The 23,822-nt window shown below is 67.8% G+C and carries 20 protein-coding genes; 13 read left to right on the top strand and 7 right to left on the bottom strand.

Annotated features, from left to right (window positions below; all coding sequences use genetic code 11):
- Nucleotides 1-54: 54 nt before the first annotated feature.
- From QQX10_RS08600 to QQX10_RS08590, 3 genes are all read left to right on the top strand, one after another.
- A complete protein-coding gene (locus QQX10_RS08600) occupies nt 55-948 on the top strand; it encodes a glycosyltransferase family 2 protein (RefSeq protein ID WP_301118668.1) in 894 nt (297 codons plus the stop codon).
- Nucleotides 949-1,045: 97 nt separating this feature from the next.
- A complete protein-coding gene (locus tag QQX10_RS08595; RefSeq protein ID WP_301144541.1) occupies nt 1,046-2,842 on the top strand; it encodes a tyrosine-protein kinase domain-containing protein in 1,797 nt (598 codons plus the stop codon).
- A gap of 113 nt (nt 2,843-2,955) precedes the next feature.
- A complete protein-coding gene (locus QQX10_RS08590) occupies nt 2,956-3,900 on the top strand; it encodes a UDP-glucuronic acid decarboxylase family protein (RefSeq protein ID WP_301118670.1) in 945 nt (314 codons plus the stop codon).
- A gap of 75 nt (nt 3,901-3,975) precedes the next feature.
- Here the strand turns inward: QQX10_RS08590 and QQX10_RS08585 are convergent, their stop codons facing one another.
- Together QQX10_RS08585 and QQX10_RS08580 are read right to left on the bottom strand one after the other, a co-directional pair.
- Complete coding sequence (locus QQX10_RS08585) at nt 3,976-4,728, bottom strand: WecB/TagA/CpsF family glycosyltransferase (RefSeq protein WP_301118671.1); 753 nt, start codon at nt 4,726-4,728, stop codon at nt 3,976-3,978.
- A gap of 191 nt (nt 4,729-4,919) precedes the next feature.
- Nucleotides 4,920-5,459, bottom strand: coding sequence for an arsenate-mycothiol transferase ArsC (locus QQX10_RS08580; RefSeq protein WP_301118672.1), 540 nt, complete (start codon nt 5,457-5,459; stop codon nt 4,920-4,922).
- A gap of 100 nt (nt 5,460-5,559) precedes the next feature.
- On the opposite strand from QQX10_RS08580, the gene QQX10_RS08575 reads away from it, so the two are divergent.
- Nucleotides 5,560-7,386, top strand: coding sequence for a DUF4012 domain-containing protein (locus QQX10_RS08575; RefSeq protein ID WP_301118673.1), 1,827 nt, complete (start codon nt 5,560-5,562; stop codon nt 7,384-7,386).
- Nucleotides 7,387-7,434: 48 nt separating this feature from the next.
- On the opposite strand, the gene QQX10_RS08570 is transcribed toward QQX10_RS08575, so the two are convergent.
- Together QQX10_RS08570 and QQX10_RS08565 are read right to left on the bottom strand one after the other, a co-directional pair.
- Entirely contained in the window at nt 7,435-8,859 is a 1,425-nt protein-coding gene (locus QQX10_RS08570) for an HNH endonuclease (protein WP_301118674.1), read from the bottom strand.
- Nucleotides 8,860-8,931: 72 nt separating this feature from the next.
- Nucleotides 8,932-10,317, bottom strand: coding sequence for a tyrosine-protein kinase domain-containing protein (locus QQX10_RS08565; protein ID WP_301118675.1), 1,386 nt, complete (start codon nt 10,315-10,317; stop codon nt 8,932-8,934).
- 134 nt (nt 10,318-10,451) lie between these two features.
- On the opposite strand from QQX10_RS08565, the gene QQX10_RS08560 reads away from it, so the two are divergent.
- Genes QQX10_RS08560 through QQX10_RS08550 form a run of 3 tightly spaced genes read left to right on the top strand, consistent with a single transcriptional unit; the run spans nt 10,452 to nt 14,300 of the window.
- Nucleotides 10,452-11,936 carry a sugar transferase gene (locus QQX10_RS08560; protein WP_301118676.1) on the top strand — a complete coding sequence of 495 codons (1,485 nt, stop codon included), beginning with the start codon at nt 10,452-10,454 and terminating at the stop codon, nt 11,934-11,936.
- 25 nt (nt 11,937-11,961) lie between these two features.
- A complete protein-coding gene (locus tag QQX10_RS08555; protein ID WP_301118677.1) occupies nt 11,962-13,740 on the top strand; it encodes a DUF4012 domain-containing protein in 1,779 nt (592 codons plus the stop codon).
- Between the two features lie 59 nt (nt 13,741-13,799).
- On the top strand, nt 13,800-14,300 hold the full coding sequence (locus QQX10_RS08550) for a hypothetical protein (protein ID WP_301118678.1): 501 nt from the start codon (nt 13,800-13,802) through the stop codon (nt 14,298-14,300).
- 74 nt (nt 14,301-14,374) lie between these two features.
- Here QQX10_RS08550 and QQX10_RS08545 read toward each other — a convergent pair whose 3' ends face one another.
- From QQX10_RS08545 to QQX10_RS08535, 3 genes are read right to left on the bottom strand one after another with little or no spacing between them, the layout of a single operon-like run.
- Nucleotides 14,375-15,355: a GDP-L-fucose synthase family protein gene (locus QQX10_RS08545; RefSeq protein ID WP_301118679.1), complete on the bottom strand. Its 981-nt coding sequence runs from the start codon at nt 15,353-15,355 to the stop codon at nt 14,375-14,377.
- Complete coding sequence (gene gmd / locus QQX10_RS08540) at nt 15,355-16,383, bottom strand: GDP-mannose 4,6-dehydratase (RefSeq protein ID WP_301118680.1); 1,029 nt, start codon at nt 16,381-16,383, stop codon at nt 15,355-15,357. The genes QQX10_RS08545 and gmd overlap by 1 nt, the downstream gene beginning before the upstream one ends.
- Before the next feature lie 44 nt (nt 16,384-16,427).
- Nucleotides 16,428-17,654 (bottom strand): glycosyltransferase family 4 protein, encoded by a 1,227-nt coding sequence (locus tag QQX10_RS08535; RefSeq protein ID WP_301144540.1) that lies wholly within the window; start codon nt 17,652-17,654, stop codon nt 16,428-16,430.
- Nucleotides 17,655-17,713: 59 nt separating this feature from the next.
- Here QQX10_RS08535 and QQX10_RS08530 point away from each other — a divergent pair, with 59 nt between their 5' ends.
- The 6 genes from QQX10_RS08530 to QQX10_RS08510 all read left to right on the top strand — a co-directional run bounded on the left by QQX10_RS08530 (nt 17,714) and on the right by QQX10_RS08510 (nt 23,599).
- Nucleotides 17,714-18,307, top strand: a complete 594-nt coding sequence (locus tag QQX10_RS08530) for an LbetaH domain-containing protein (protein WP_301118682.1) — start codon at nt 17,714-17,716, stop codon at nt 18,305-18,307.
- Nucleotides 18,304-19,164 (top strand): glycosyltransferase family 2 protein, encoded by an 861-nt coding sequence (locus QQX10_RS08525; protein ID WP_301118683.1) that lies wholly within the window; start codon nt 18,304-18,306, stop codon nt 19,162-19,164. The genes QQX10_RS08530 and QQX10_RS08525 overlap by 4 nt, the downstream gene beginning before the upstream one ends.
- A 104-nt stretch (nt 19,165-19,268) precedes the next feature.
- A complete protein-coding gene (locus QQX10_RS08520) occupies nt 19,269-20,237 on the top strand; it encodes an NAD-dependent epimerase/dehydratase family protein (RefSeq protein WP_301118684.1) in 969 nt (322 codons plus the stop codon).
- Between the two features lie 114 nt (nt 20,238-20,351).
- On the top strand, nt 20,352-21,479 hold the full coding sequence (locus QQX10_RS08515; RefSeq protein ID WP_367281269.1) for a glycosyltransferase: 1,128 nt from the start codon (nt 20,352-20,354) through the stop codon (nt 21,477-21,479).
- On the top strand, nt 21,476-21,988 hold the full coding sequence (locus tag QQX10_RS13640) for an acyltransferase (protein WP_367281267.1): 513 nt from the start codon (nt 21,476-21,478) through the stop codon (nt 21,986-21,988). Before QQX10_RS08515 ends, QQX10_RS13640 begins: the two co-directional genes overlap by 4 nt.
- A gap of 30 nt (nt 21,989-22,018) precedes the next feature.
- Nucleotides 22,019-23,599, top strand: a complete 1,581-nt coding sequence (locus QQX10_RS08510; protein WP_301118685.1) for a hypothetical protein — start codon at nt 22,019-22,021, stop codon at nt 23,597-23,599.
- Nucleotides 23,600-23,822: the final 223 nt, after the last annotated feature.

The raw sequence follows: 23,822 nt of genomic DNA, 5'->3' as shown, positions 1-23,822 counted from the left end.
GAGATGTCCGAAAAGCCCTTGTTCTCCCTCGGGCGGATGCGTAGCATCGCACGCATGGGGGAACTGGTATCGGTGATCATGCCCGTGTACAACGGGGAGGACTTCCTGGGCGCGGCGATCGACAGCGTGCTGGTCCAGACGCATACGGATCTCGAGGTGATCGTCATCGACGACGGCTCGCAGGACGGGACCGTCGCGCTGGTCGAGGCGATCGAGGACCCGCGTGTGAGATGCCTCAAGCAGCAGAATCAGGGGGTGGCGGCCGCCCGCAACACGGGCATCGCGAACGCCCGCGGGTCGATCATCGCCTTCCTCGATCATGACGATGCGTGGGTCCCGGACAAGCTCGAGCTCCAGCTGGAGATGATGCGGGAGACCGGCGCGGTGCTCGTGGGAGCCCTGATGACGTACCTGGGGCCGCGCGGTCCGATGGCGGCGCGGGCGGGGGAGATCGCGGATGGCCAGCGCACTAAGATCGCGGAGGCGCGGCTGATGCCCTTCCCGCCGTCGTCGATGATCGTGCGGCGGGACGTGCTCGAGCAGGCCGGCCCCTTCGACGTCGAGCTCAACCACAACACCGGTCCGATCGACGATCTCGACATGGTGGCGAAGATCGCGCGCCTGGGCGACGTGGTGACCTACCCCGAGCCGCTCGGCTTCTACCGCGTGCACGGTGCCGCGAACACCTTCGCCAAGTTCTTCGAGATGCAGCGGGGCACCCGCTACCTGCAGGCGCGCTACGACGGCGAGCTCGACTGGGACGAGTGGAAGGCGGCGAACCCGGCCACCTCGGGCGAGATCCGCCTCGACAAGGCGAAGTTCTACTACCGCCGTGCGGGCTTCGCCTATGCGGGTGGCAAGTGGGTCGACGCGGCCGTGAGCGGGGCGACGGCCTTCGCCCTCGCGCCCAAGTACGTGGTGACCCGCAGCCGACGTCAGATGTCCTGAGGGCGCATCGGGCACAGGCAGCGGTGCGGGCACTCTGTTCAGAGCCGGGGGCCGGTGCCTACACTGAGGAATGGCCATCGGTGGCTGAGGGGGACACATGGGGCTCGTCGACTACGCGCGAATGCTTCGCGCGCATTGGCTCACGATCGTGCTGCTGACACTCGTGGGGGGTGCGCTCGCGTACGCGTGGGCCCTGTCCCAGCCGCAGGTCTACACCGCGTCGGGGTCGGCGGTGCTGACCGCCGGCGTGGCCGAGGACCTGGAGACCGCGGAGCTGGGCGACCGGTACGCGAAGTCGTTGGTGAGCAGCTACCTCGACGTCGCCCGCTCCCAGAAGGTCGGCGAGTACGCGGCCGACGAGCTCGGCATCACCGTCAGCGCGGGTGCGCTCACGAGCCGCGTCTCCGTCTCCAGCCCGTCGGACAGCGCCACCCTGCGCTTCTCGGCGACGGGTCCGACGCCGGAGGCGGCGCGCGACCTGGTCTCGGCGTGGATCGCCGGCACCGCGGCGGTGGTCGCTGACATCGAGACCGGCGGCTCGAGCTCCGCGGAGTCCGTGGTGCGTCTCGAGGTGCTGGACGAGCCGGGCCTTCCGACGTCCCCGTCCAGCCCTGACATCCAGCGCGCGGTGGTGCTGGGCATCCTCGCGGGCCTGGTCGTCGGCGTCGGCGTCGCGTTCGTGCGGGGCGCCCTCGACCGGAGGCTGCGCCGCCGCGAGGACGTCGAGCGCGACTTCGACCTGCCGGTGCTCGGCACCGTGCCGCTCGTGCGGCAGCTGAGCAGGTCCGGCAGCACCTTCGGCGGGGAGACGCCCGTCATGAAGGAGGCGCTGCGCGCGCTGCGCACCAACTTCCAGTTCATCGACATCGACCGGCCGCCGCGGGTGATCGTGGTGACGTCATCGCTGATGGGCGACGGCAAGTCGACCATGGCCTACATGCTCGCCGACGTGCTCGCCGCCCTGGGCAAGGACGTGATCCTGGTGGACGCGGACCTGCGCCGGCCCCGGCTCGCGCAGTACCTCGGGCTCGAGGGCAGCCTAGGGCTCACCGACGTGCTCGTGGGTCGCGTCGACCCGCTCGACGTGCTGCAGGACTACGGCCCGACCGGGCACCTCTCGATCCTGACGGCGGGGCAGGTCCCGCCGAACCCGTCGGAGCTGGTCGCCTCGGACGCCATGAAGACGCTGCTGTACTCGTTCCCGGAGGACACGGTGGTGCTGGTCGACACGCCACCGCTGATCCCCGTGACCGACGCGGCCGTGCTCGCCGCGCGCACCGACGGCGCCCTCGTGGTCGCCCGGGCCGGCCGGACCACCGTCGACGTGCTCGACCGCGCGCTCGCGAGCCTCGACCGGGTCGACGGCCACCCGCTCGGAGTGATCCTCAACGGCGTCACGCTCAAGGGGATCGACAAGGCCGCGTACGCGCGCGAGTACGCCGAGCCCGAGGAGATGCAGTCCGGCGGCGAGTCGTGGCTGAGCCGCATGCGCGCCCGTCTCGCCGGGATCGGCGAGCCTGCCGCCGAGGTGGTGGAGGAGGCCGACCTCGACGAGCCCGGCGCGGCCGAGGGCGACGATGCGGCGGTGGCTGCGGACGGCGACGATGTGGCGGTCGCTACCGCGGACGGCGACGACGAGGCCCCGCTCGACGGTCCCGTCGAGGCGCACGATCGCGAGGACGACGACGCCCCGGTCGGCTCGACCCTCGCGGACGAGGTCGACATCGACGACGAGATCGACGCCGAGGACGAGTGGGTCGCGGACGGCGACGATGCGGTCTCCGACGCCCTCGACGACGAGCTGCTGGCCGAGGACGGCTGGGACGACGACGATCGCGAGACCGACGCCTCGCGGCGCTCCGAGCAGCCGGCGCCCGCCAACAGCGAGGCGTAGCACCGCCGACGAACCTCCAGCATCGTCGCTGGTCCGACCCCTGTCGGCGGTTCGCCCCTTATGGCATGATTGTCCGTATCTGACCAGTGGGACAGCTGAGGGGGCGTCTGCACATGGAAGCTGAGCGGGTACTTGTCACCGGTGGTGGGGGTTTTCTGGGGTCGCATCTGATCGATCGGCTGCTGGACGCGGGTCATGAGGTCTTGTGCGTGGACAACTTCTTCACGGGGTCGCGGGCGAATGTGCGGCACGTGCTGAACCATCCGCGGTTCGAGCTGATGCGTCATGACGTGACGTTCCCGCTCTACGTGGAGGTGGATCGGATCTACAACCTGGCGTGTCCGGCGTCGCCGATCCACTATCAGCGGGATCCGGTGCAGACCATCAAGACGTCCGTGCTGGGCGCGATCAACATGCTGGGGCTCGCGAAGCGGCTCCATATCCCGATCCTGCAGGCGTCGACGTCGGAGGTGTACGGCGACCCGGAGGTCCATCCGCAGACGGAGGAGTACTGGGGCAAGGTCAACCCGATCGGGATCCGCTCGTGCTACGACGAGGGCAAGCGGGCCGCAGAGACCCTGTTCTTCGACTATCACCGTCAGAACGGTCTGGACGTGAAGGTGATCCGGATCTTCAACACGTACGGTCCGCGGATGGACATGAACGACGGCCGGGTGGTGTCGAACTTCATCGTCCAGGCCCTCAGGGGTGAGCCCATCACCATCTATGGCGACGGGAACCAGACGCGGTCGTTCTGCTACGTCGACGACCTGATCGACGGGATGATCCGTCTCATGGGCACCGAGCCGGGCTTCACCGGGCCGGTGAACGTCGGCAATCCGGTGGAGTTCACCATGAAGGAGCTCGCGGAGGCCGTGATCCGTCTGACCGGGTCGGCGTCGACCATCGAGTATCGGCCGCTGCCGCAGGACGACCCTCGTCAGCGCAAGCCCGACATCAGCCTCGCAGGCGAGAAGCTCGGCTGGGAGCCCCACGTCCCCCTCGAGGACGGCCTCAAGCCCACCATCGACTACTTCCGCAGCCTGGTCGAGGCGTAGGACGCGATGCGACGGCCCGCCCGGATCTCCGGGCGGGCCGTCGCGTGCTGTACGTCTGGAGCGCGGGCGATGCCGCTACGCGTGTCGGCGGCGCTCCCGCCACATGATGCGCTCCCAGTCGATGATGCCGGTGGTGTAGCGCTGCCACAGCCGCTTGGGCTCGGAGGCGAAGCGGAACAGCCACTCGAGCTTGGTGCGGCGCATCCACAGGGGCGCGACGGCCTTGGTGCCGGCGACGAAGTCGAACGCCGCGCCCACGGCCGCCGTGGTCACGCCCAGCTTCTTCGCGACGCAGGTGGCGACGATGTCCTGCTTGGGCGTGCCCAGACCCACCCACACGATGTCCGGGGACGCCACGTCGATGCGGGCGAGCAGCTCGGGGGCGCACAGCTCGTCGGCCGTGCCGAACGGGGGAGCGAGGCGCCCCGCGATGATCGCGCCGGGGTACCGCTCCGCGACCACGGTGGCGAGCTTCGCGAGGGTCTCGTCGTCGGCCCCGTAGAAGAAGTGGCGCACGCCCGCCACGCGACCGCGGTCGAGGACCTCCTCGAAGAACGAGGGTCCGCGCACGTGCGAGTCGCGTCCGCCCCGGCGGCGCTGGACCGCGTCGGCGACCGGGCGGCCGTCGGCGAAGTTCTCGCCGCTGCCGTTGAGCAGGGCCTTGTACTCCGGGTCGCGGTCCGCGAGCACGATGCACCACGTGTTGGTGAAGCGCAGGCACGTGCCGTCGTGAGCCTCGGCGTGCAGCAGCGCGTCGTCGACGGCCTCGTCGAGGCTGGCGGGCGCGATCGCCACGCCGCCGATCGTCATGCTCGGAGCCACGGTCATCTTGTCCCCCTCAGGAGCCTTCACGCTCCTGGCGGTCCCTCCCCCAGGTGGCGCTTGTGGTGCGCTATGTCCGCTTTCGCGGCCTTTGCGCACTTCAGAGGCTACACAAGTGTGACGAAAGTCACTAGAGGGAGAAAACGGACACTGCTAATGAGGCGGAGCCGCTGGCCCGGGTGCGGGAGCGGCTGGGCTCAGCCGCGCAGCCAGGCGCCGATCTCGCGGGCGGCGCCGCGGATCATCGTGTAGGACTCGTGATACGCGTCCTGGGAACGCCGGTAGGGGTCGGGCACGTCGCTGAGGTCGAAGTCGGCGAGGATGTGACGATGCGCGGCGATCGCCGCGGGGAGCGAGGCGAGCCGCTCGGCCACCGTGGTGCCGGTGAGCGTGGCACCGGTGCCGGCGGCGGCCGCGACCTCCGCGAGGGTGAACGTGCGCTTGAGCGCGCCCGGCGCGGTCTGGACGGCGAGCCGCCGGTGGTCCCGCGTCATGGTGATGATGACGTCGGCGTCCCGCATCACGGCCTCGGTCAGGAGCGCGCCCTGGTGGGCCGCGCCGTCGATCCCGTCGGCGGCGAGCTCGGTGAGCATCGGCGCGGGGATGCCGTGACCCACCAGCGCGTGGGTGCCCGCGCTGGCGACGGTGATCGCGTCGCCCAGCTCGCGCTGCAGCAGCAGCTCGGCGGCGGGCGAGCGGCAGATGTTGCCGGTGCACACCGTGAGGACCGTGGGCATGGTGTCCCTTCCGAGCTCGAGCCGCCGCGTCGGGGTCACGCTATCAGCGCGTGCGCGAGACGGCCCTCCCGCTTCGGCGGTCGCCCACGTAGATTGGTGCGTGGACACGGCTGGGGGAGGCCTCGTGGATGCGGACGATGCAGCGTCTGGGGACGGCTCCGTGCGCCCGGACCGGTCCGGGCCGCCCCAGGAGCGCGGGCTTGGCGCGTTGACGCTGGCGATCCTCGCGATCCCCGTGGTCGCGCTGGTGGCCCTGGTGGCGGCGTTCGCGGTCGACGCGATGACGCTGCGGACCGCCGCCGCCGATCTCGAGACCCGGGCGAGCGCCGCGCAGGACGCGCTCGCCGCGCGCGACGCGGAAGCGCTCGAGGCCGAGGTTGACGCGCTGCAGGAGGCGGCACGCGACTTCACGGGCGCCACCGATGGGCCGCACTGGTGGATCGCCACCCACCTGGTGGGCGTCCGCGATCAGGCCGTGCCGCTGGTGGCGGCGGGTGCGGCGGCCGCGGTCATCGCGGACGACGTGCTCGCGCCTCTCGCGCAGGCGGGTGACCTCGGGGCGCTCAGCACGCCCACCGTGACCGACGGTCGCATCGATCCGCTGCTGCTCGAGCCGTACCGTCCCGCGCTGGCGACGGCAGCGGAGGCGCTCGACGCCCAGGTCGAGGCGCTGGCGGCGGTCGAGATCGCGGGCACGGTCGACCTGATCCGGGAGCCCTTCGTCGCGCTCGAGGCGCAGGTCGGGGAGCTCGCGGCGACCGTCGACGCGGCGCATGCGACGGCGGAGCTGCTGCCCGCCATGCTGGGGGCGGACGAGCCGCGCACCTATGTGGTGATCGTGCAGAACAACGCGGAGCCGCGCGCGAGCGGAGGCATCCCCGGCGCGTTCATCGAGCTCACGGCCGACGACGGGCGCCTCTCCACGGGCGCCGTGGTCCCGGCGTTCTCGCTCGAGGTGCCGGATCAGGTCGCCCCGCTCACCGACGACGAGCTGACCCTCTACACCGAGCGCATGGCGATCTTCCCCCAGGACATCAACTTCACGCCCGAGTTCCCGCGCGCCGCAGAGCTGGCGGCGGCCTTCTGGGCGCGTGGCGGCGGCGGGGAGGTCGACGGCGTGCTGTCGCTCGATCCGGTGGCGCTGTCGTGGATGCTCGGGGACGCCCCGCCGGTCGAGGTGGACGGGATCACGCTCGCGGGCGACACTCTGGCGGAGACGCTGCTCAACGGGACCTACTACGCGTTCGAGACGCCGCGGGAGCAGGACGCGTTCTTCGCCGATGCCGCCCGGGCGCTGTTCGGACAGCTGCTGGCGGGCACGGGCAGCGCGGTCGACGGCGTCAGCCGCGCGATCGATGCGCACCGGTTCATCCTCTGGTCGGTCCATCCGGAGGAGCAGGAGCTGCTCGCGGACCTCCCGATCTCGGGGGACTTCCTCGAGGACCGGGATGCGCTCGGGGTCTTCATCAACGACGGCTCGGGCTCGAAGATCGGCTACTACGTCGACACCGGCATGGCGGTGACCGACCTGATGTGCTCTGACGAGTCGCTTGTCGGCCAGTCGGTCGAGGTGACGCTGACCCACAACTACGACGGCGACGTCGCCGACCTTCCCGACTACGTCGGCGTCGGGGGCGGATTCGTGCCGGCGGGCCAGTTCCACGCCAACGTGATCATCTACCCGCCCGAGGGCATGCGTGTCGCGGAGGCGTGGCAGGACGGGGACCCCGCCTCGGTCGCCGTCAACAGCCACGACGGCCGCCAGACGGTCACCGCTCGCGTGGTGCTCGATCCGGGCGACCAAGCCGTGTTGGAGTACCGGCTGGAGCCGCGAGCGGCGGGCTTGGAGCCGGGCGATGTCTGGTTGACCCCGGGTCCCGGGTCGGTCGACGTCGAGCGACTCACCGCGGCTGCGTCGGGCTGCTGAACCAGCCGCGGGCGACCGTAGCTGCCGCCCGCGCCGTCGAGCGCACCCCTACGCGGCCTGCTCGTCATCCTTTGACCTGATCTCCAGCGCCGCCCGTCCTCCGAGCCGCGGTGTGCGCGCCGCATCGATGTCCGGCGGCGGGATGAACCAGATGGTCCCGCCACCGCGGGCCGCGCCCGGTCCGCGGACCTGGATCTGCCAGCCTTCGTCGTGGATGCGATGGTGGCAGGCGGTGCAGAGCATCGCGCCGTTACGCAGGTCCGTTCGACCGCCGTCTCGCGCCCAGTACTCGATGTGATGCGCGGCCGTCCATTGGGGAGGCGCATGGCAGAAGGCGCACCCGCCGTCCCGTTCGAGGAGCGCCACGCGTTGCGCGTGGCTGAAGAGGCGGCGTGTGCTGCCCAGATCCAGCACCTGGGACTTGCCGCCGAGGACGATCGGGAGGAATCCGGCATCCACCGCCAGACGGCGCGCGGCCGCGGCGCTGAGAGGGGTCTCGAGCTGGTCGCAGTCGGCGGTTCCGCGCCCGCTCTGCAGCGCCTCGAGCGAGAGCCGGACCACCACCGTGGTCTTGGCGCCGGAGCCGGGGGATTCGCAGTCGAGCCCGTGGGTGAAGAGCATGGTGACGGCGTCGGCGAGGATCTGCACGCGCGAGCGGGTGTCGCGGAGCGCGGGGTCCTGCGTGCGGCGCCGCTTGTAGGCGTCGGAGACCTGCGCCTCGCACCACGCGACCACGGGCGCGGCCGAGGCGGGGTCGAGCACGGCGCGGAGCTCGACCATGCCGTCGGCGCGGCGGCGGATCACGGCGGCGCGCTCGGCGTGCTGGCGGCGTTCCTTCTCCTCCTGGGCCTCGGTGTCGAGGCGGGCCAGGAGGGACTCGCAGGCGCGCCTGAGGTCGCGGAGGGAGAGCCGTTCGGCTCGCTCGACCAGGTCCTCCTCGAACTCGGACGCGCGATCGCCGAGCTTGTCGAGCGTGCGGGCGAGCAGCGCGGCCTTGTCGGTGCCGATCCGACCGGCCGCGAAGGAGGCCGCGGCGAGCGGGTACTTGGGGGGCTTCGGGAGCTCGCGCCGCTGCTGCTCCTCGCCGCCGTCGCCCCCGCCATTCTCGCCGTTCCCGCCGTTCCCGCCGTCCGCATCGTCCGGCGTCCCGCCGGACTGGCCCTCCTCATCGTCCTCTCCGCCGAAGAGCCCGCCCGCCTCCGCGAGATCGCGCGCCCGCCCGTGCGACGTGCCGGCGGCGTTGGCGTTCTGGGACGTGGCGTTCTGGTGTCCGCGACGGCGCGCGGCGGCCGCATGCTTCATCTCGATCACCGCCGAGGTGGTGGCGAAGGGGACCTCGGCGAGGCGCATGACCAGGGCGGCGGCGTCCTGGATCTCGACCACGGTGGGCTCGTCGAGCTCGAGCAGGTTGGTGTCCGCGTAGCGATGCAGCGCGGCGAGCGCCGCGTACAAGGCCGTGTCCGAGAACTCCATGGAACCATCAGACCAGAGGGGTCAGACAAAGCCGACAAACCGGACGATGCGCCGGTGGAGAACGGTGGAGAGTTACTTCTTCCCGGCCTTCGCCGGCTCCTCGTCGCCATAGACGTAGCCGTAGCGACCGTAGCCGTACGCGTCGGGCCCGCGCGAGGGCAGCATCGTCAAGACGAGTCCCGACACCGGCGCCCCGACGGTCTCCAGCGCGGCCACGGCCGAGTCCAGCTGAGGCGCGTGGGTCTTGCCCGCGGCGACGATCAGCACGGTGCCGCCGACCAGGCGCGCGAGCACGGCGGCATCGGTGACCGGAAGCAGGGGAGGAGCGTCGTAGAGCACCACGTCGAAGCGCTCGTCCAGGTCCGTGATGAGCGACGCCATCAGCGAAGAGCCCAGCAGCTCCGACGGATTCGGCGGGATCGAACCGGCGGGGAGCAGGTAGAGGTCCGTGCGTCCCCAGCGCTGGATCGCATCGTCGAGCGACAGGCGCCCGATCAGCACGTCCGTCAGGCCCGTGCCGGCCTCGATGCCCATGTAGGACCCCATCTTGGGCCGGCGCAGGTCGGCCCCGACCAGCAGGACCCGTGCCCCCGCCTCGGCGAGCGTGATGGCGAGGTTCGCGGCGGTGGTCGACTTCCCCTCGGAGGGGATCGACGAGGTGATGACGAACGACCTCGAGGAACGCTCCGCATCCAGGAACTGCAGGTTCGTCCGGAGCGTGCGGAAGGACTCCGCGCGCGGCGACTTCGCGTCCTCGTGGACGATGAGGGGACGCGACTTCGCCTTGGGGTCGAAGACGATGCCGCCCAGCACCGGGGCATCGACCACGCGCTCGAGGTCGCGCTCGTTCCGGATGCGCGTGTCCAGCGTCGCGCGCAGCAGCGCGATGCCCACGCCGACCGCGAGCCCGAGCAGCAGGCCCAGCGCCACGTTGAGCGTCTTGTTGGGTGACACCGGCACGTCGGGCACCTCGGCCGCCTGGACCAGGGTGAGCGAGACCGGCGACCCCTCACCCGAGTCGGTGGTCTCGATGTCCTCGACCACATCGATCAGCTGGTTCGACGCCTCGGTGGCGAGAGACGCCGCGAATACGGGGTCAGAGTCGGACACGGAGATGTTGATCACCGACGTGTTGAGCGGAGTCGAGGCCGAGAGGCGCCCGCGCAGCGACGCGACGGACGTCTCGATGCCGAGTGAGTCGATGGTCGGCTGCAGCACCGCGGAGGTGGTCAGCAGGTCGGCATACGTCTTGACGCGCTGCTGCGTGAAGTTCGACCCGGTCGCCAGGTCCGACACGGTCGACGCGCCGGAGGTCGAGACGAACACCTTCGCCGTCGCGGTGTAGACCGGAGTCGCGAGGAGCGAGTACGCGAAACCCGCGCCCGCGCCCAGCGCCGTCAGCAGGACGATGAGCAGCCAGTTCTTCCTCAGCACCCTGAGGTAGTCGTGCAGCTCCAAGTCATCCCCCTGAACAGGTCGTCGCCGTACGCGAGAGAAACCAGCCTCGCACCGCCGCCTATCCTTCCACGCGCAGAGTGAGAAGTTTCACGCCTGTACAAGTGATGTCCGCAGCCGCGGCTACCCTGGCCCGTATGACTGTCAAGGGGGGCAGCGCGGGCGTGAGGGCGTCCGCGCAGCGGATGTATGGCTCGCGCGGCTGGGCCCGCAAGTACGAGAGTCGGCTGTTCGTCTCCGACGTCGCCGTGGTGACGCTGACGATGATCCTTGCGCACGCCGCGCGCTTCGGCTGGGACCCGTTCGCACCGCTCGCGGGTGCGGGAGGCGGCCGGCATTACTGGCAGGTCACACTCGCCATCGCCGTGCTGTGGGTGCTCAACCTGGGCTGGACCCGCTCACGCGACCCGATGATCCTCGGTCATGGCCCCCAGGAGTTCCAGCGCGTGGTGCTCGCCGGCTGGCGCGTCTTCGCCATCGTCGCCGTGATCGGCTTCCTCACCCAGTGGGACGTGAGCCGCGGCTACCTGCTGTTCGCCATCCCGCTCGGCACCCTCGCGCTGCTCGTCTACCGTGCCGCGTGGCGGCAGTTTATCCACGCGCAGCGCGACAACGGCGAGCTTCTCGCCCAGGTGATCGTGGTGGGGCCGACCATCACCAGCGGCCAGATGATCCGCCGCATCCGCCGCTCCCGCCGTGCCGGGTACAACGTGATCGGCGCGTGCCTCCCGGCCGGGCATGAGTTCCGCGATGAGGATCTGGCGGATGTCCCCTTGCTCGGCAGCCTGGACGATGCGGCGCAGGTCGCCATCGACCGCCGGGCCGAGTTCGTTCTCCTGTCGGGCACCGATGCGATGAGCCTCAAGGAGTCCCGCGAGCTCGGCTGGGCGCTCGAGGGGACAGGCATCGGGCTGATCGTCGCCCCCGCGATGGTCGACGTGGCCGGCCCGCGCGTGTCGATGTCGCCCGTCGAGGGGCTGCCTCTGCTCCACGTCGATATCCCGAAGTTCGAGGGCGGGCAGTACTACGCGAAGGAGATCGCCGACAAGGTCACCGCCGGCGCGCTCCTCCTGCTCGGCGCCATCCCCATGCTGATCGTCGCCGCGCTGATCAAGCTCACCAGCCCGGGCCCCGTGTTCTTCCGCCAGGAGCGCATCGGCCGCAACCTCGAGCCGTTCGCGATGCTGAAGTTCCGCTCCATGTACGTCGACGCCGAGGAGCGGCTGATCGCCCTGCGTGAGCAGGATCGCGCCGAGGGCAACGAGGTCTTGTTCAAGATGAAGGACGACCCCCGTGTCACCTCGGTGGGCCGGGTTCTCAGAAGGTTCAGCATCGACGAGATCCCCCAGCTCCTCAACGTCCTCAAGGGCGACATGTCGCTGGTGGGGCCCCGCCCCCCTCTGCGCCGGGAGGTCGAGCAGTGGGACGAGCGCACCGCGCGCCGCCAGCTCGTCAAGCCCGGCATCACCGGCCTGTGGCAGGTGAGCGGACGCAGCGACCTCAGCTGGGACGAGTCCGTCCGGCTTGACCTCTACTACACGGAGAACTGGTCGCTCGCGGGCGACCTCATCATCATCCTGCGCACCGTCGGCGCGGTCCTCGCGGGCCGCGGGGCGTACTGAGATCTCCCGGCTACGCTGAGCGACCATGGCGAGACCCCGGCACGCGCGAGTGGACGATGCGCGTCGCGGTACCCGCCGCACTCTCACCTTCTGGGTGGTGCTGGTCCTCGGGATCGGGCTGGTGCTGATCGCGGCCGCGTTCGTGGTCGATGGCATTCGGCTGCTCGGATCGAAGGATGCGCTCACGCAGCACGCTGCGGCGGCCAAGACCGCTCTGCTGGACCGCGACGCGACGGCGCTGAGCGCCGAGGTGGTCGAGCTTGAGACCGCGGCGCAGACCTTCGCGGGAGCCACGAGCGGCCCGCACTGGTGGATCGCCGCGCATCTCCCCTGGGTGAAGGATCAGGCGGTGCCGCTCATGGCCGCTGGGGAGGCGGTCGACGCAGTGGCCCGCGAGGCCCTCGCGCCCCTCGCCGGCCTCGGCAGCCTCGACGCGCTCGAGGCGCCCGCCTTCGAGGATGGCCGCATCGATCCCGACACGCTCGAGCCCTACCGCGAGACGCTGGCGCAGGCCGCCAAGGCGCTCGATGCGCAGCAGACGACGCTCGCGGACGTCGACATCGCGGGCACCATCGACGCCGTCGCCGGCCCGTTCGTGGAGCTCCGGGAGCAGCTCGAGACCGTCGGCGGGATCGTCCAGGGCGGCCACGTCGCGGCGGAGCTCCTGCCGACCATGCTCGGTGGTGACGAGCCCCGCACCTACCTGGTGATGGTCCAGAACAACGCCGAGCCGCGCACCACCGGCGGCATCCCGGGTGCGGTGATCGAGGTCACGGTCGAGGACGGCCGCATGACCCAGGGTCGCTACGCCTCCGCGAGCTCGATGGTCGTGCCCGACGGTGTCGGAGGATTGACGGACGACGAGCTGCGCATCTTCTCCGAGCGCATGGAGATCTACCCCCACGACGTGAACTTCACCCCCGAGTACCCCCGGTCGGCCGAGCTGATGACCCGCTTCTGGGCAGCAGAGTTCGACGAGGTCGTCGACGGCGTGCTCAGCGTCGACCCCGTGGCGCTGGGATGGATGCTCGAGGGTGCGTCGCCCACCGAGCTGGCGGGCTTCACCATCACCAGCGACAACCTCGCGGACGTCATGCTCAACCAGGCGTACTTCGCGTTCGAGGACCCGGCCGAGCAGGACGCGTTCTTCGCCCGCGCGTCCGCCGAGCTGTTCGGCCGCATCGTCTCGGGCGAGACCAACGTTCTCGGCGGGGTTGAGCGCGCCATCGAGGCGGGCAGGTTCATGATCTGGTCAGCGGACGGCGGCGAGCAGGAGCTGCTCGCCACGACGCCCGCGGCTGGCGCCTTCCTCGAGAGGGACGATGCGCTCGGCGTCTTCCTGAACGACGGTTCGGGCTCGAAGATCGGCTACTACGTCGACACCACGACCACCGTGACGAACCACCTGTGCACCGATGGATCGCTCGCGGGCCAGACCATCGCGGTGGCGCTGACCCATACCTACGACGGCGACGTCGCGGATCTGCCGGAGTACATCTCGGGTGGTGACGTCTACGTCCCGGCGGGCGAATTCCATGCCAACCTCCTCGTCTACCCGCGTGGCGGGACGGGTGTGACCAAGGTCACCGAGGACGGCGCGCAAGCGGGCCTCAACCCGGAGCAGCAGGAGGGGCGCACCGTCGGAACCGTCAGGGTGGTGCTCGAACCCGGACAAAGCGTGACCTACACCTTCGAGATCGCCGCCTCGCAGGCGGGCCTCCTGCCCCCGGTGTACGTCGATACCCCTGGTCCGAAACCTAATGTTTACGAGGCGGCGACCGATAGAGTCGCTGAGGGCTGTTAGCATTCACGTGGAAATCAATGGTGGCTTTGAGGGGCTGCCGCGCGCTGGGAGGCATTGAAATGATTCGTAAGACCATCGCCGCACTTGCTCTGGCGGGCGCGATCGTGCTCGCCCCTGCTGCGGCTCAGGCGGCTCCGGTGACCTACCCGGCGTCCGAGTACTCCATCACCTGCTCGGTGACCCAGGTGGAGACCGGCCGGAGCTTCGAGTGCACCGTGACCGGTCCGAACGGTGGGACCCTCGAGCTCCGTGTGACCCTCCCGAACGGGAACGTGCTGACGATCGCTCCGACGTCGTTCACCACCGACAGCGCCACCTTCTCGCTGACCGCGCCTTCGGAGCTCGGCGTGCTCGGCGTGACCGCGGTCTCCGAGGGCTCGACCGTCGGCACCGCTACCGTCGACGTCGTCTCGACCTCGACGGGCACCACCGACACGGACGGTCTCGCCTCGACCGGCTTCGAGAACACCGGCCTCGCGATCGGCGCGGGTGCCCTGCTCGTCGCCGGTGCCGCCACCGTCTTCGTCGCGGCGCGTCGCCGTCAGATGCAGGACGCGTAAGACTTCACCCACGCGAAAGCCCCCCGCCGTCCGGCGGGGGGCTTTCGCATTGCGCGGTGGGTATGCGCTGTGAGTTACCCCCGAAGGCGCGCGGCGTTCTCGTGGTACCAGGCCACGGTGCGCCGCAGACCCTCCTCAAGGGAGATCTGCGAAGTCCAGCCCAGGTTGGCGAGCATCGACACATCCAGCAGCTTCTGCGGCGTCCCGTCCGGCTTGGAGGTGTCCCACTCGGTCTCGCCCTCGTAGCCCACGACGCCGGCGATGGTCTCCGCGATCTCCTTGATGGTCACATCGGTACCGGTGCCCACGTTGACCTGCGACGGCCCGTCGTAGTTCTCCATGAGGTGGAGGCAGGCGTCGGCCATGTCGTCGCTGTGGAGGAACTCTCGGCGGGGTGAGCCCGTGCCCCAGTTGGTGACCGAGCCCGCTCCGGACTGGGCGGCCTCGTCGTAGCGGCGGATCAGCGCCGGCAGCACGTGCGAGCCCTTCGGCGAGAAGTTGTCGTTCGGCCCATAGAGGTTGGTCGGCATCGCCGAGATCCACGGCCTGCCGTACTGACGCCGCGCGGCCTGCACGTGCAGGATGCCCGCGATCTTGGCGATCGCGTAGGCGTCGTTCGTGGGCTCGAGGTGGCCCGTCAGCAGCGAGTCTTCGGGGATCGGCTGGGGTGCGAACTTGGGGTAGATGCAGCTCGACCCGAGGAACAGGAGTCGGTCGACATCCGTCTCGAGCGCGGCATCCAGCACGTTGGTCTGGATGCGCATGTTGTCGGAGAGGAAGTCGACGGGGTAGGTGCTGTTCGCCATGATGCCGCCCACCTTGGCGGCGGCGAGCACCACGTAGCGCGGCTGCACCTCCCGCATGAAGGCGAACGTCGCGTCACGGTCCTTGAGGTCGAGTTCCGCCGAGCTACGCCCCACGATGTTGGTGAAGCCAGCGCCCTCCAATCGGCGCACAATCGCGCTGCCGACCAGCCCCCGGTGACCCGCGACGTAGAAGGTCGCGTCCCGGTCGAGCGGGCCGGGAGAGAAGTCCACCCCGTCGACGGCGGTCATCAGCGGTTCCAGGACGCCAGCGATACCGCGTCGATCCACGGGGTGCCCTCGTGGGTGATCGCCTCGACGTCGGCGTCCACCATGAGCCGCGCGAGCGCACGGCCGTCGACGGTGGCCTCCCAGCCGAGCTTCTCCTTGGCCTTGGACGCGTCGCCGATCAGCGCGTCGACCTCGGTGGGGCGGAGGTACCGTGGGTCGAACCGGACGTGCTCCTCCCAGTCGAGGCCCAGGTGGCTGAAGGTCTCCTCGAGGAAGTCGCGGACGGTGATGCCGACGCCGGTAGCGAGCACGAAGTCGTCGGGCTCGTCGGCCTGCAGCATGCGCCACATGCCCTCGACGTACTCGGCGGCGTAGCCCCAGTCGCGGATCGAGTCGAGGTTGCCCAGCCACAGCTCCGACTGGAGACCCGCCTTGATGCGGGCGGCGGCGCGCGTGATCTTGCGTGTCACGAAGGTCTCGCCACGGCGGGGTGACTCGTGGTTGAAGAGGATGCCGTTGACGGCGAACATCCCGTAGGCCTCGCGGTAGTTCTTGGTCACCCAGTAGGAGTAGACCTTCGCGGCGCCGTACGGGCTGCGGGGGTAGAACGGGGTCTCCTCGTCCTGCGGCGGTGGCGTCGCTCCGAACATCTCCGACGAGCTCGCCTGGTAGAACCTCGTGTCGATGCCCGCCAGGCGGACGGCCTCAAGCATGCGCATCGAACCCACGCCCGTGGTGTCGCCGGTGTGCTCGGGCTCGTCGAAGCTCACGCGCACGTGCGACTGGGCGGCCAGGTTGTAGACCTCGTCGGGCTTGATCTCGGCAAGCAAGGTAGTCAGTCGTGCTCCGTCGGAGAGGTCGCCATAGTGCAGGAAGAGGTTGGCGTCCGGGTTGTGCGGGTCGACGTAGAGGTGGTCGATTCGTGACGTGTTGAACGTCGAGGCGCGGCGGATGAGCCCGTGCACCTCGTAGCCCTTGCCGAGCAGCAACTCGGCGAGGTAGCTGCCGTCCTGTCCGGTGATGCCGGTGATGAATGCCTTCTTGGCCACGGCTGTTCCCCCAATTCGCAGGTGGTCGTTGAGTGCCCTCAGGATCAGAGGGTAGTCGGCTGGTGTTTCCGCTCAGTGACGGTGGCGAGAACCTCACGCCAGGCAGTGATCGCCGCGTCCTCGGACAGGTGCGACCGCCAGTACGCGGAGCCGGCGGCGGCGGCGGCCGCCATCTCATCGGGATGGACAAGGTAGTCGAGAGCGCCATCGAGCAGCGCGTGCGGATCTCCGGATCCCGTCACGCGCCCACCGCCGGCCTCGGCGAGGATTCCGGCGACGATCCCCTCGGGGTCGACGGCCGCGAGCACGGGCCGGTCGGCAGCGAAGTAGGACGTGAGCTTCGATGGAGCGGCCATCTCCTTCACGCCCGGAAGCTCGTTGACCAGCAGGATGTCGGCCGCCGCCAGCGCGTCTGAGAACAACTCGTCGGGCAGAGGGTCGATGAACCGCAGGGTCGGGACACCATCGGCGAGCGCCTCGAGCTCGGCCCGCTCGGCGCCATCACCCAGCAGGACGAAGGTGACGTCATCGCCACGCTGATCGGCGATTCGCGCGGCCTCGACAACGGTGCTCAGTCCCTGCTTGCGGCCCATGTTCCCTGAGTGGAGGACGATGCGGGCGTCGGCCTCCCATCCCAGGCGTGCTCGCGCATCGTTCTTATGCGAGACCGACGGGGCGACATGGCCCCAATTGCGGATGACGTAGGTCCGCTCAGGATCGGCACCGAGATCGCGGATCATGCGTTCACGCATCGCGGGGTGGATTGCGACCACGGCGTCCGCATCCTTGAGGAGCCACCGCTCGACGGTCTTGGCGATGCGCACGGCCGCACGCGACCCCTCGCCCGTCTCCATCATCCCGTGGGTGTAGAGGTCCTGCACCCAGACCGCATGCGGGATGCGGCGCGGGAACCTCAGCCGAACGGCGCACAGCGCGGAGGCGAACAGCGCCGGCGACACCAGCACGGCGGCGTCGGTCCTGCCCCACGGGACGTTCATCTGATGGAACCCGAAGTGGAGCTCCGACAGGAGCCGCTTGAGTCCGCGAGGCGGGTTCGGGATCCAGTGCGCGACGCGGCGCAGGTCGACACCGTGGTCGTTCGCGCGCTTCCACAGCCCCGGGTACTCCTCGTACCTGGACCACTGCGGGTAATGGGGGAATCCCGTGACTGCGGTGACGTTCGCATCGTCCACGAGCCGACGCGCCAACGCTGTCGTGTACGGTGCGTTGCCGGTGGGCTCGGGGGAGTAGTTCAGTGCGAGAAGTGTCACATCGAGCCCGGATTTCACTCGGCTACTCTACCGATGTAAAGATTCCTGAGGGGGCTTCTGTGGCTGAGCGCACACCCGAGAGCGATGCGGACATTCCGGTGATCCCGCTCAAGGACGCACCGGGCGAGCGTGCGACCTGGGGACGTCACGCGGCCGTCGTTTATCTGTGGGGCCTGTGCGAGTGGTTGTTCGTCACGAACGCCCTCCAGATCAGTTCGCGGCTGCGAGTTGCCGTCCTCCGGGCGTTCGGGGCGCAGATCGGGTCCGGCGTGATCTTCCGACCACGCACACGTGTGCGGTTCCCCTGGAAGCTCGAGATCGGCGACGACTGCTGGATCGGCGAGGGCGTCTGGATCCACAATCAGGACCGGGTAGCCATCGGGCACGACGTGGTGATCTCTCAGGAGACGTTCATCACGACTGGAAGCCACGCCCATCGTCGCGACATGGCGCTGATCACGCGTCCCGTCAAGATTGAAGACGGGGCTTGGCTGACCGCGCGAGTAGTTGTCACGGGTGGCGTCACGGTCGGGCGTGGCGCGCTCGTGGCTCCGTGCTCGGTAGTTTCCGCCAGCGTCCCGCCCGGCTTCATGGTTGCTGGTAGCCCGGCAGTCGAAGCTGGCAAGCGCTTCCCTGCGGGAGGTCCGTGTTGAACGAGCCGAAGATCCCCGTGACGGTACTGGTCCAGACCAAGAACGAGGAGGCCGCGATTGCGGCCTGTGTAGGAGCGCTGAGCGATTTTGGTGAAGTCGTAGTCGTCGACTCGAACAGTGAGGACCGGACTGTCGAGATTGCTCGCGGCCTCGGCGCTCGAATCGTTTCGTTTGCGTGGAACGGCCGGTACCCCAAGAAGAAGCAATGGCAGCTCGAGAACGTCGCCACTCGGTATGAGTGGATCCTCTTTGTTGATGCCGATGAGGCGCCGACTCAGCGCTTGAAGGATTCCATCCGGGAGTTCGTGCTATCTGACCCGTCGGCGGCAGCAGCGCAACTAAGACTCGAGTACCATTTTTCGGGCCGCGCGCTGAAACACGGTCACCGCGTGTACAAGACCGTGTTACTGCACCGCAGGCGTGCCCGATTCGACCCCGTGGATGACATCGACATCCCGGGGATGGGGGAACTGGAAGGGCACTACCAGCCCTCGTGTACGGGTCCTGTCGTGCAGTTGGCGGGCCTCTTGCGACACGATGACCCGGACCCCGTCCGGACTTGGTTTGACCGCCACAACCGGTATTCAGACTGGGAGGCAGGGCTCCGCTTCCGTCGCTCTGGTCGCGAGAACGAGATTCCAAGATCTTCCCAGGGACGAGTGTTCGAGCGGGTGCCATTCAAACCGGTGGTCTTCTTTGTGTACTCGTACGCGCTTCGTCTTGGATTCCTCGACGGTCGCGCGGGCTTCGACTACGCGTTTGCTCTGGCTGCGTACTACTGGCAGATCGGCCTAAAGGAGCGCGAACTGCGGCGCGCCGCGCAGCCTGCGGCAATTGAAACGCACCATGAGCGATAGGCGTAACTTCGTGCGTACTCACGAGGATCTCTTGAGGCGCACCAACAGTCTCGCTGCGAGTCGGGAAGAAACGCGGCGGGCGGGAACGTGAGGATTGGAGAGTTGTGAGAGCGCTTGTAACTGGTGCTGCGGGTTTTGTTGGGAGTCACCTAGCGGTGCGTCTCGCGTCCGACGGATGGTCCGTAGATGGCGTCGATTCCTTCACCGACTACTACTCGCGCGCTCGAAAAGAAGACAACGCCGCAGTCTTGCGCGCAGCTGGAGTCCGGTTGCTTGAGCTTGACCTAAACACTGTTCCACTCGAGCCGCTGCTCGCGGACGTCGACGTCGTCTTCCACCAGGCCGGCCAACCCGGGGTCCGCAAGTCTTGGGGCGACAACTTCTCGACATACACAGAAGCCAACGTGAACGCCACTCAGAAGCTACTGGAGGCGGCGCGCTCCGCGAAGAAACTCCGTCGTTTCGTCTATGCATCCTCAAGCTCGGTCTACGGCGACGCCGAACGCTTTCCGACGCGCGAGTCAGATCTGCCAAGACCGCACAGCCCGTACGGGGTAACGAAATTGGCGGCGGAGCACCTCTGCGTGCTTTACGCAAGAAACTTCGACGTACCAACGGTATCGCTGCGATACTTCACGGTCTACGGTCCCAGACAAAGGCCCGATATGGCATTCACGAGGTTCGTGACGGCCGCTGTGGAAGAATCGCCGATCAAGATTTTTGGCGACGGGAATCAAATCCGCGATTTCACCTACGTGGAGGATGTGGTGAGTGCCAATCTTGCGGTCGCGGAGTCAACGCGTGTTGCGCCCGGCGCAGTTTTCAATGTGGCGGGCGGCTCTAGCATCTCGGTCAACGGAGTTCTCGGGCACATCCGGGAGATCCACGGATCTGAACTGCATGTTGATTATCTACCCCGCGTGGATGGCGACGTCTTCAGGACAGGTGGTTCAACGGCGGCGATAGCGGAGGCCACAGGGTGGGCGCCCACCGTGGACATTCGAGAGGGGCTGTCTAGGCACTACCAGTGGGCGGCCAAGGGAATCGCGGAAGGCACACTCGTACGGTTGTGACACTTGGCAATCCTTGCCGCGATACTGATGTTCGCACATGCGATTGCTTCTTTTCGCTATCGGCGGGGTTCAGGATAGGGGGCTCGAAAGTTGTCCGACAAGAAGATCACGTCTGTGCTGATCATAGGTGGGCTAGCTGGTCCCGGGCCCGTCTCAGGCGGAGTGTGGTCCGTCGCGCTCGCGCAGCAGGCAGCGCTGGGCCTTGTCGGACTAGGAAGCACCGTGGTCGGGACATGGTTAGGTGGTGTCACAGACGAGTCGCGACGCCCCAGCGGGCAGGTCATGCTGAGGGCACGGAGGCCGTTTCCGGGCGCCGGGCTCCGGGGTCTAGTCACCGCGAACTTGAGGCGACGGCTACGTGAGGCGGCAGCGGAAGCGGACGTTGCTCACGTACACCTATGTCGCGACTATTTGACGACGTCTAGCGTGAGAATCCTGCGCCGAAGGGGGGTGACTATTGTTGCTCAGCCCCACGGGATGCTCACGCCTGGTGGTGGATTCGCGGTGCGCGTCTTCGACTGGATGTTCAGGCGCACGATGCTGGACGCGGTAGACCTTTGGCTCGCGCTGACAGACCGTGAGGAGCGGGACCTGCTTGCGTTCGGGGTATCCGCGGATCGCATCTCGCGAATCTCGAACGCTGCAAAAGACCTTAGCGTCGCTCATCCACGTGTAATACCGGGCGAGCCCGTCTTCGCGTTTGTGGGGCGACTTGAAGAGCGCAAGCAGCCTGACGTGTTCGTCGCCGCCGCAATCAAACTGCTCGAAGATTACCCTGACACGAAGTTTGTCATCGCAGGTCCGGACCAGGGCATGCGCGAAGTAGTCATGCGCTCCATCGCTGCGTCGGGGCGTGCGGATTCTTTCGACCTTCTGGGCCCGCTCGAGCGGGACAGGGTTGCCTCACTGCTGTCGCGCGTAACCGCGCTCGTTCTGCCATCCAGAGGCGAGGTCGCGCCGATGATCGTCATTGAGGCTGCGGGACTCGGCGTGCCGAGCGTCTTGACCACGGACTGTGGATTAGCGGCGGATATCGACCGTGCTAGCGCCGGCGTTGTGGTAGCACCGGAGGTCGAGGCTACGCGTGCAGGCATGGCGGACATGCTGCAGAGCCGTGAGTACGTGGAGATCTTGGGGCAACGCTCGAGGGCCGTCTATCTCAACAATTGGTCGATGGAGGCCCTCGCGACCTCACTTACTCGCTTGTACGAACACGCCATGACGTTGGGGCGCGAGAAATGACCCTTAGCAGGCAAGTTGCCAACGCAGTCCGTGGGGCACTATCGGTTCGTCGTGTGTCCAAAGGGCGATCCTTCCGCAGGGGCTCTTCGGTCCGCATCATCGATGGCAGGCTCGTGGTGGGCGACCGAGTCACCATCCTCAGGAACGGGGAGTTCTCAGGCGCGGTAACTATCGGCAACCGAGTCTTCGTGAATCGTGATGCGTACATCCGACCGGGTGTCACCATCGGCGATGACGTGTCGCTCGGTCCATTCGTCCGGCTTGTTACGGACTCCCACGTCATAGCTGGCCCGTCGCGCCGCGCCGGCGCGAGCACGCACTCCCCGATACGTATCGGGGACGGAGCCTGGCTCGGAGCCGGGGTTACGGTCCTCCCGGGAGTTCGCATCGGAGACGGTGCCGTCGTCGCCGCTGGCAGCACCGTGACCCGTGATGTCCAACCCAATACTCTGGTAGCTGGAACCCCAGCGCGTCTGGTTCGTGAGCTAGATCAGGTCACAAATGCTTAGCCGGGGTCACCGACGGCTTGGGCGGTGTCTATGACCGAGGTCCTGTTGCTGCTGACTTGGTCCTTCACAGTTGTCCTCTACGTACTGGCGTTCCGGCGCGACCGCATCGCGGGAATTGCGGCGTTGCCTGCTCTGGCGAGTATGTCTCTGAGCGTTGTGGTCGTCGCTGTTGGCGATAGTTTGGCCGCGGCAAGTATCGGCGGTCCGGCTGCGCAAGTGTGGTTCGGCGTCAACCTGGATAGCGCGGCGTTGTCATTTTCGACGACGGCGCTCGCCGCGGTCGCGACTGTACTCGCTGCTTCCCTCGTGCTCGGCCGTTCGACCTTGCGGACTGCCAATGCCACATCGGTGCAAATCTCGCCACGCATCGCGGCAGTTTCTGTGTTCGCAGCTTTCGCGATGTCTGTAGCCGCGGATGTTGTCTACGGCGTGGGAAACCTCGTGTCGCGCAGCAACTATGACCCACCTCGCGCGATCCCCGCACTATCGGCGCTCGCGGGTGTGCTTATCCCGATCGGGTTCGCGCTAGCGGTCCTCGTCCTGGTGGCGTCGTCTGGACGATTCATCAGGTTGATGGCCGCCTGTGTGATTCTGCTCCAGTTGGCCAGCCTCTACGCCATGTCGTCAAGGCAGCTCGCACTCTTGCCGCTGATTGCGCTTGCGCTCGTGCTCTTGCTTGGCAGGCGCCTGACCCCAAGAGTCATAGTGATTCTGGGCGGCGCGTCGGTGGTGTTTCTTGCAGTTGCCGTGGCGCTTCGCAACCTGAGCGGGGGTCATGGTTTCGTTCCCTACTCTGCCTATCTCCTCGGTGGCGGCGGCGTCGATCTTTCCTCATCTCTCTGGACCTTGGCTGGCAACGTCGCTTTCGCGGTCCCGTTGACGTCTTACGTGGCCTCGACAGGTGTCTTCAATACGAATGACTTGGCATTGAGCTTGTCAATTTCGCCGAGCTCTGACGCCGAGTGGGCGATTCGCTCGCGCGACCTTAGGGTTCACGACTTCATACCTTTCAACGCCACTGGTGAAATCGCGACAATTGGATGGCTGCTACTGGCGTCGCTGGTGTGTGGAGCAACTCTTGCTGTCTATGTCGTGCTCAGGCGGCTTTCGGCAAACGGTCGGCCGCTGTTATTGCAGGCGGTCGCGATTCTCTACCTGTTCTCCTTTGTGCTCTCTCTCCAATACAACACTCGCTCCGTCTCGCGTTTCGCGTACCTGATTCCAGTTCTGCTCGTAGGCGCCTGGATCCTTGGCCTGGTACTTCCACGAGTGCGTCGCGATCGGAAGTCACCCGAACACAAGAATCACAACCGCGGTCGCCATAGTCATAGCAGCGCTCATCGAGAGCATCCGCCACGGGGCGTATCGTCCAAGCGACGCGTAGCCCACGCTGAGGACGATGAACTCACGAGCGACAGCAAGCCAGGCGCCCGTTTCAAGACTGTGTATGGCAGCGACGCCGACCATGGGCGCAAGAGTGAGGCCCGCAATAGGCGCGAGGATCGAAAGCCGCTCGCGTCCGTTCGAAAGCAACAGAACCGGAGTGGACCAGTTCAGTACGGCTGGAAACCCGGCGAGAGCAAACACGGGTACGGCAGCGAGCGCAGTTGACCATGACTCGTCGAGGATTGGCGCCGCGATCCTACTCGCCGCAGCCGCCACTATGACGGTTGCAGATGCCAGAACAAGAGCGAGTCCAAGGGTCCGTCTGGTCACGCGTTGCTGGCTCTCCGGGTTCGTCGCCTCGGTCACGGCGAGTCGCGCACGCAGGACGTTGGCCGTCGCCGCAGCGAGCGGATCGACTAGCGCCCGAGACAACGCGTTCGATAAAGAA

Source organism: Demequina lignilytica (assembly GCF_030418305.1).
GTDB classification, from domain to species: Bacteria; Actinomycetota; Actinomycetes; order Actinomycetales; family Demequinaceae; genus Demequina; species Demequina lignilytica.
This window is presented reverse-complemented; position numbering and strand designations above follow the sequence as displayed.

Bases quoted from the DNA above. Each gene is read 5' to 3' on its own strand.
- QQX10_RS08550 (WP_301118678.1), top strand. From the start codon at position 13,800: ATGATTCGTAAGACCATCGCCGCACTTGCTCTGGCGGGCGCGATCGTG.
- QQX10_RS08585 (WP_301118671.1), bottom strand. From the start codon at position 4,728: ATGACCGTGGCTCCGAGCATGACGATCGGCGGCGTGGCGATCGCGCCC.
- QQX10_RS08560 (WP_301118676.1), top strand. From the start codon at position 10,452: ATGACTGTCAAGGGGGGCAGCGCGGGCGTGAGGGCGTCCGCGCAGCGG.
- QQX10_RS08600 (WP_301118668.1), top strand. From the start codon at position 55: ATGGGGGAACTGGTATCGGTGATCATGCCCGTGTACAACGGGGAGGAC.
- QQX10_RS08595 (WP_301144541.1), top strand. From the start codon at position 1,046: ATGGGGCTCGTCGACTACGCGCGAATGCTTCGCGCGCATTGGCTCACG.
- QQX10_RS08545 (WP_301118679.1), bottom strand. From the start codon at position 15,355: ATGACCGCCGTCGACGGGGTGGACTTCTCTCCCGGCCCGCTCGACCGG.
- QQX10_RS08555 (WP_301118677.1), top strand. From the start codon at position 11,962: ATGGCGAGACCCCGGCACGCGCGAGTGGACGATGCGCGTCGCGGTACC.
- QQX10_RS13640 (WP_367281267.1), top strand. From the start codon at position 21,476: ATGACCCTTAGCAGGCAAGTTGCCAACGCAGTCCGTGGGGCACTATCG.
- QQX10_RS08510 (WP_301118685.1), top strand. From the start codon at position 22,019: ATGACCGAGGTCCTGTTGCTGCTGACTTGGTCCTTCACAGTTGTCCTC.
- QQX10_RS08580 (WP_301118672.1), bottom strand. From the start codon at position 5,459: ATGCCCACGGTCCTCACGGTGTGCACCGGCAACATCTGCCGCTCGCCC.
- QQX10_RS08590 (WP_301118670.1), top strand. From the start codon at position 2,956: ATGGAAGCTGAGCGGGTACTTGTCACCGGTGGTGGGGGTTTTCTGGGG.
- QQX10_RS08570 (WP_301118674.1), bottom strand. From the start codon at position 8,859: ATGGAGTTCTCGGACACGGCCTTGTACGCGGCGCTCGCCGCGCTGCAT.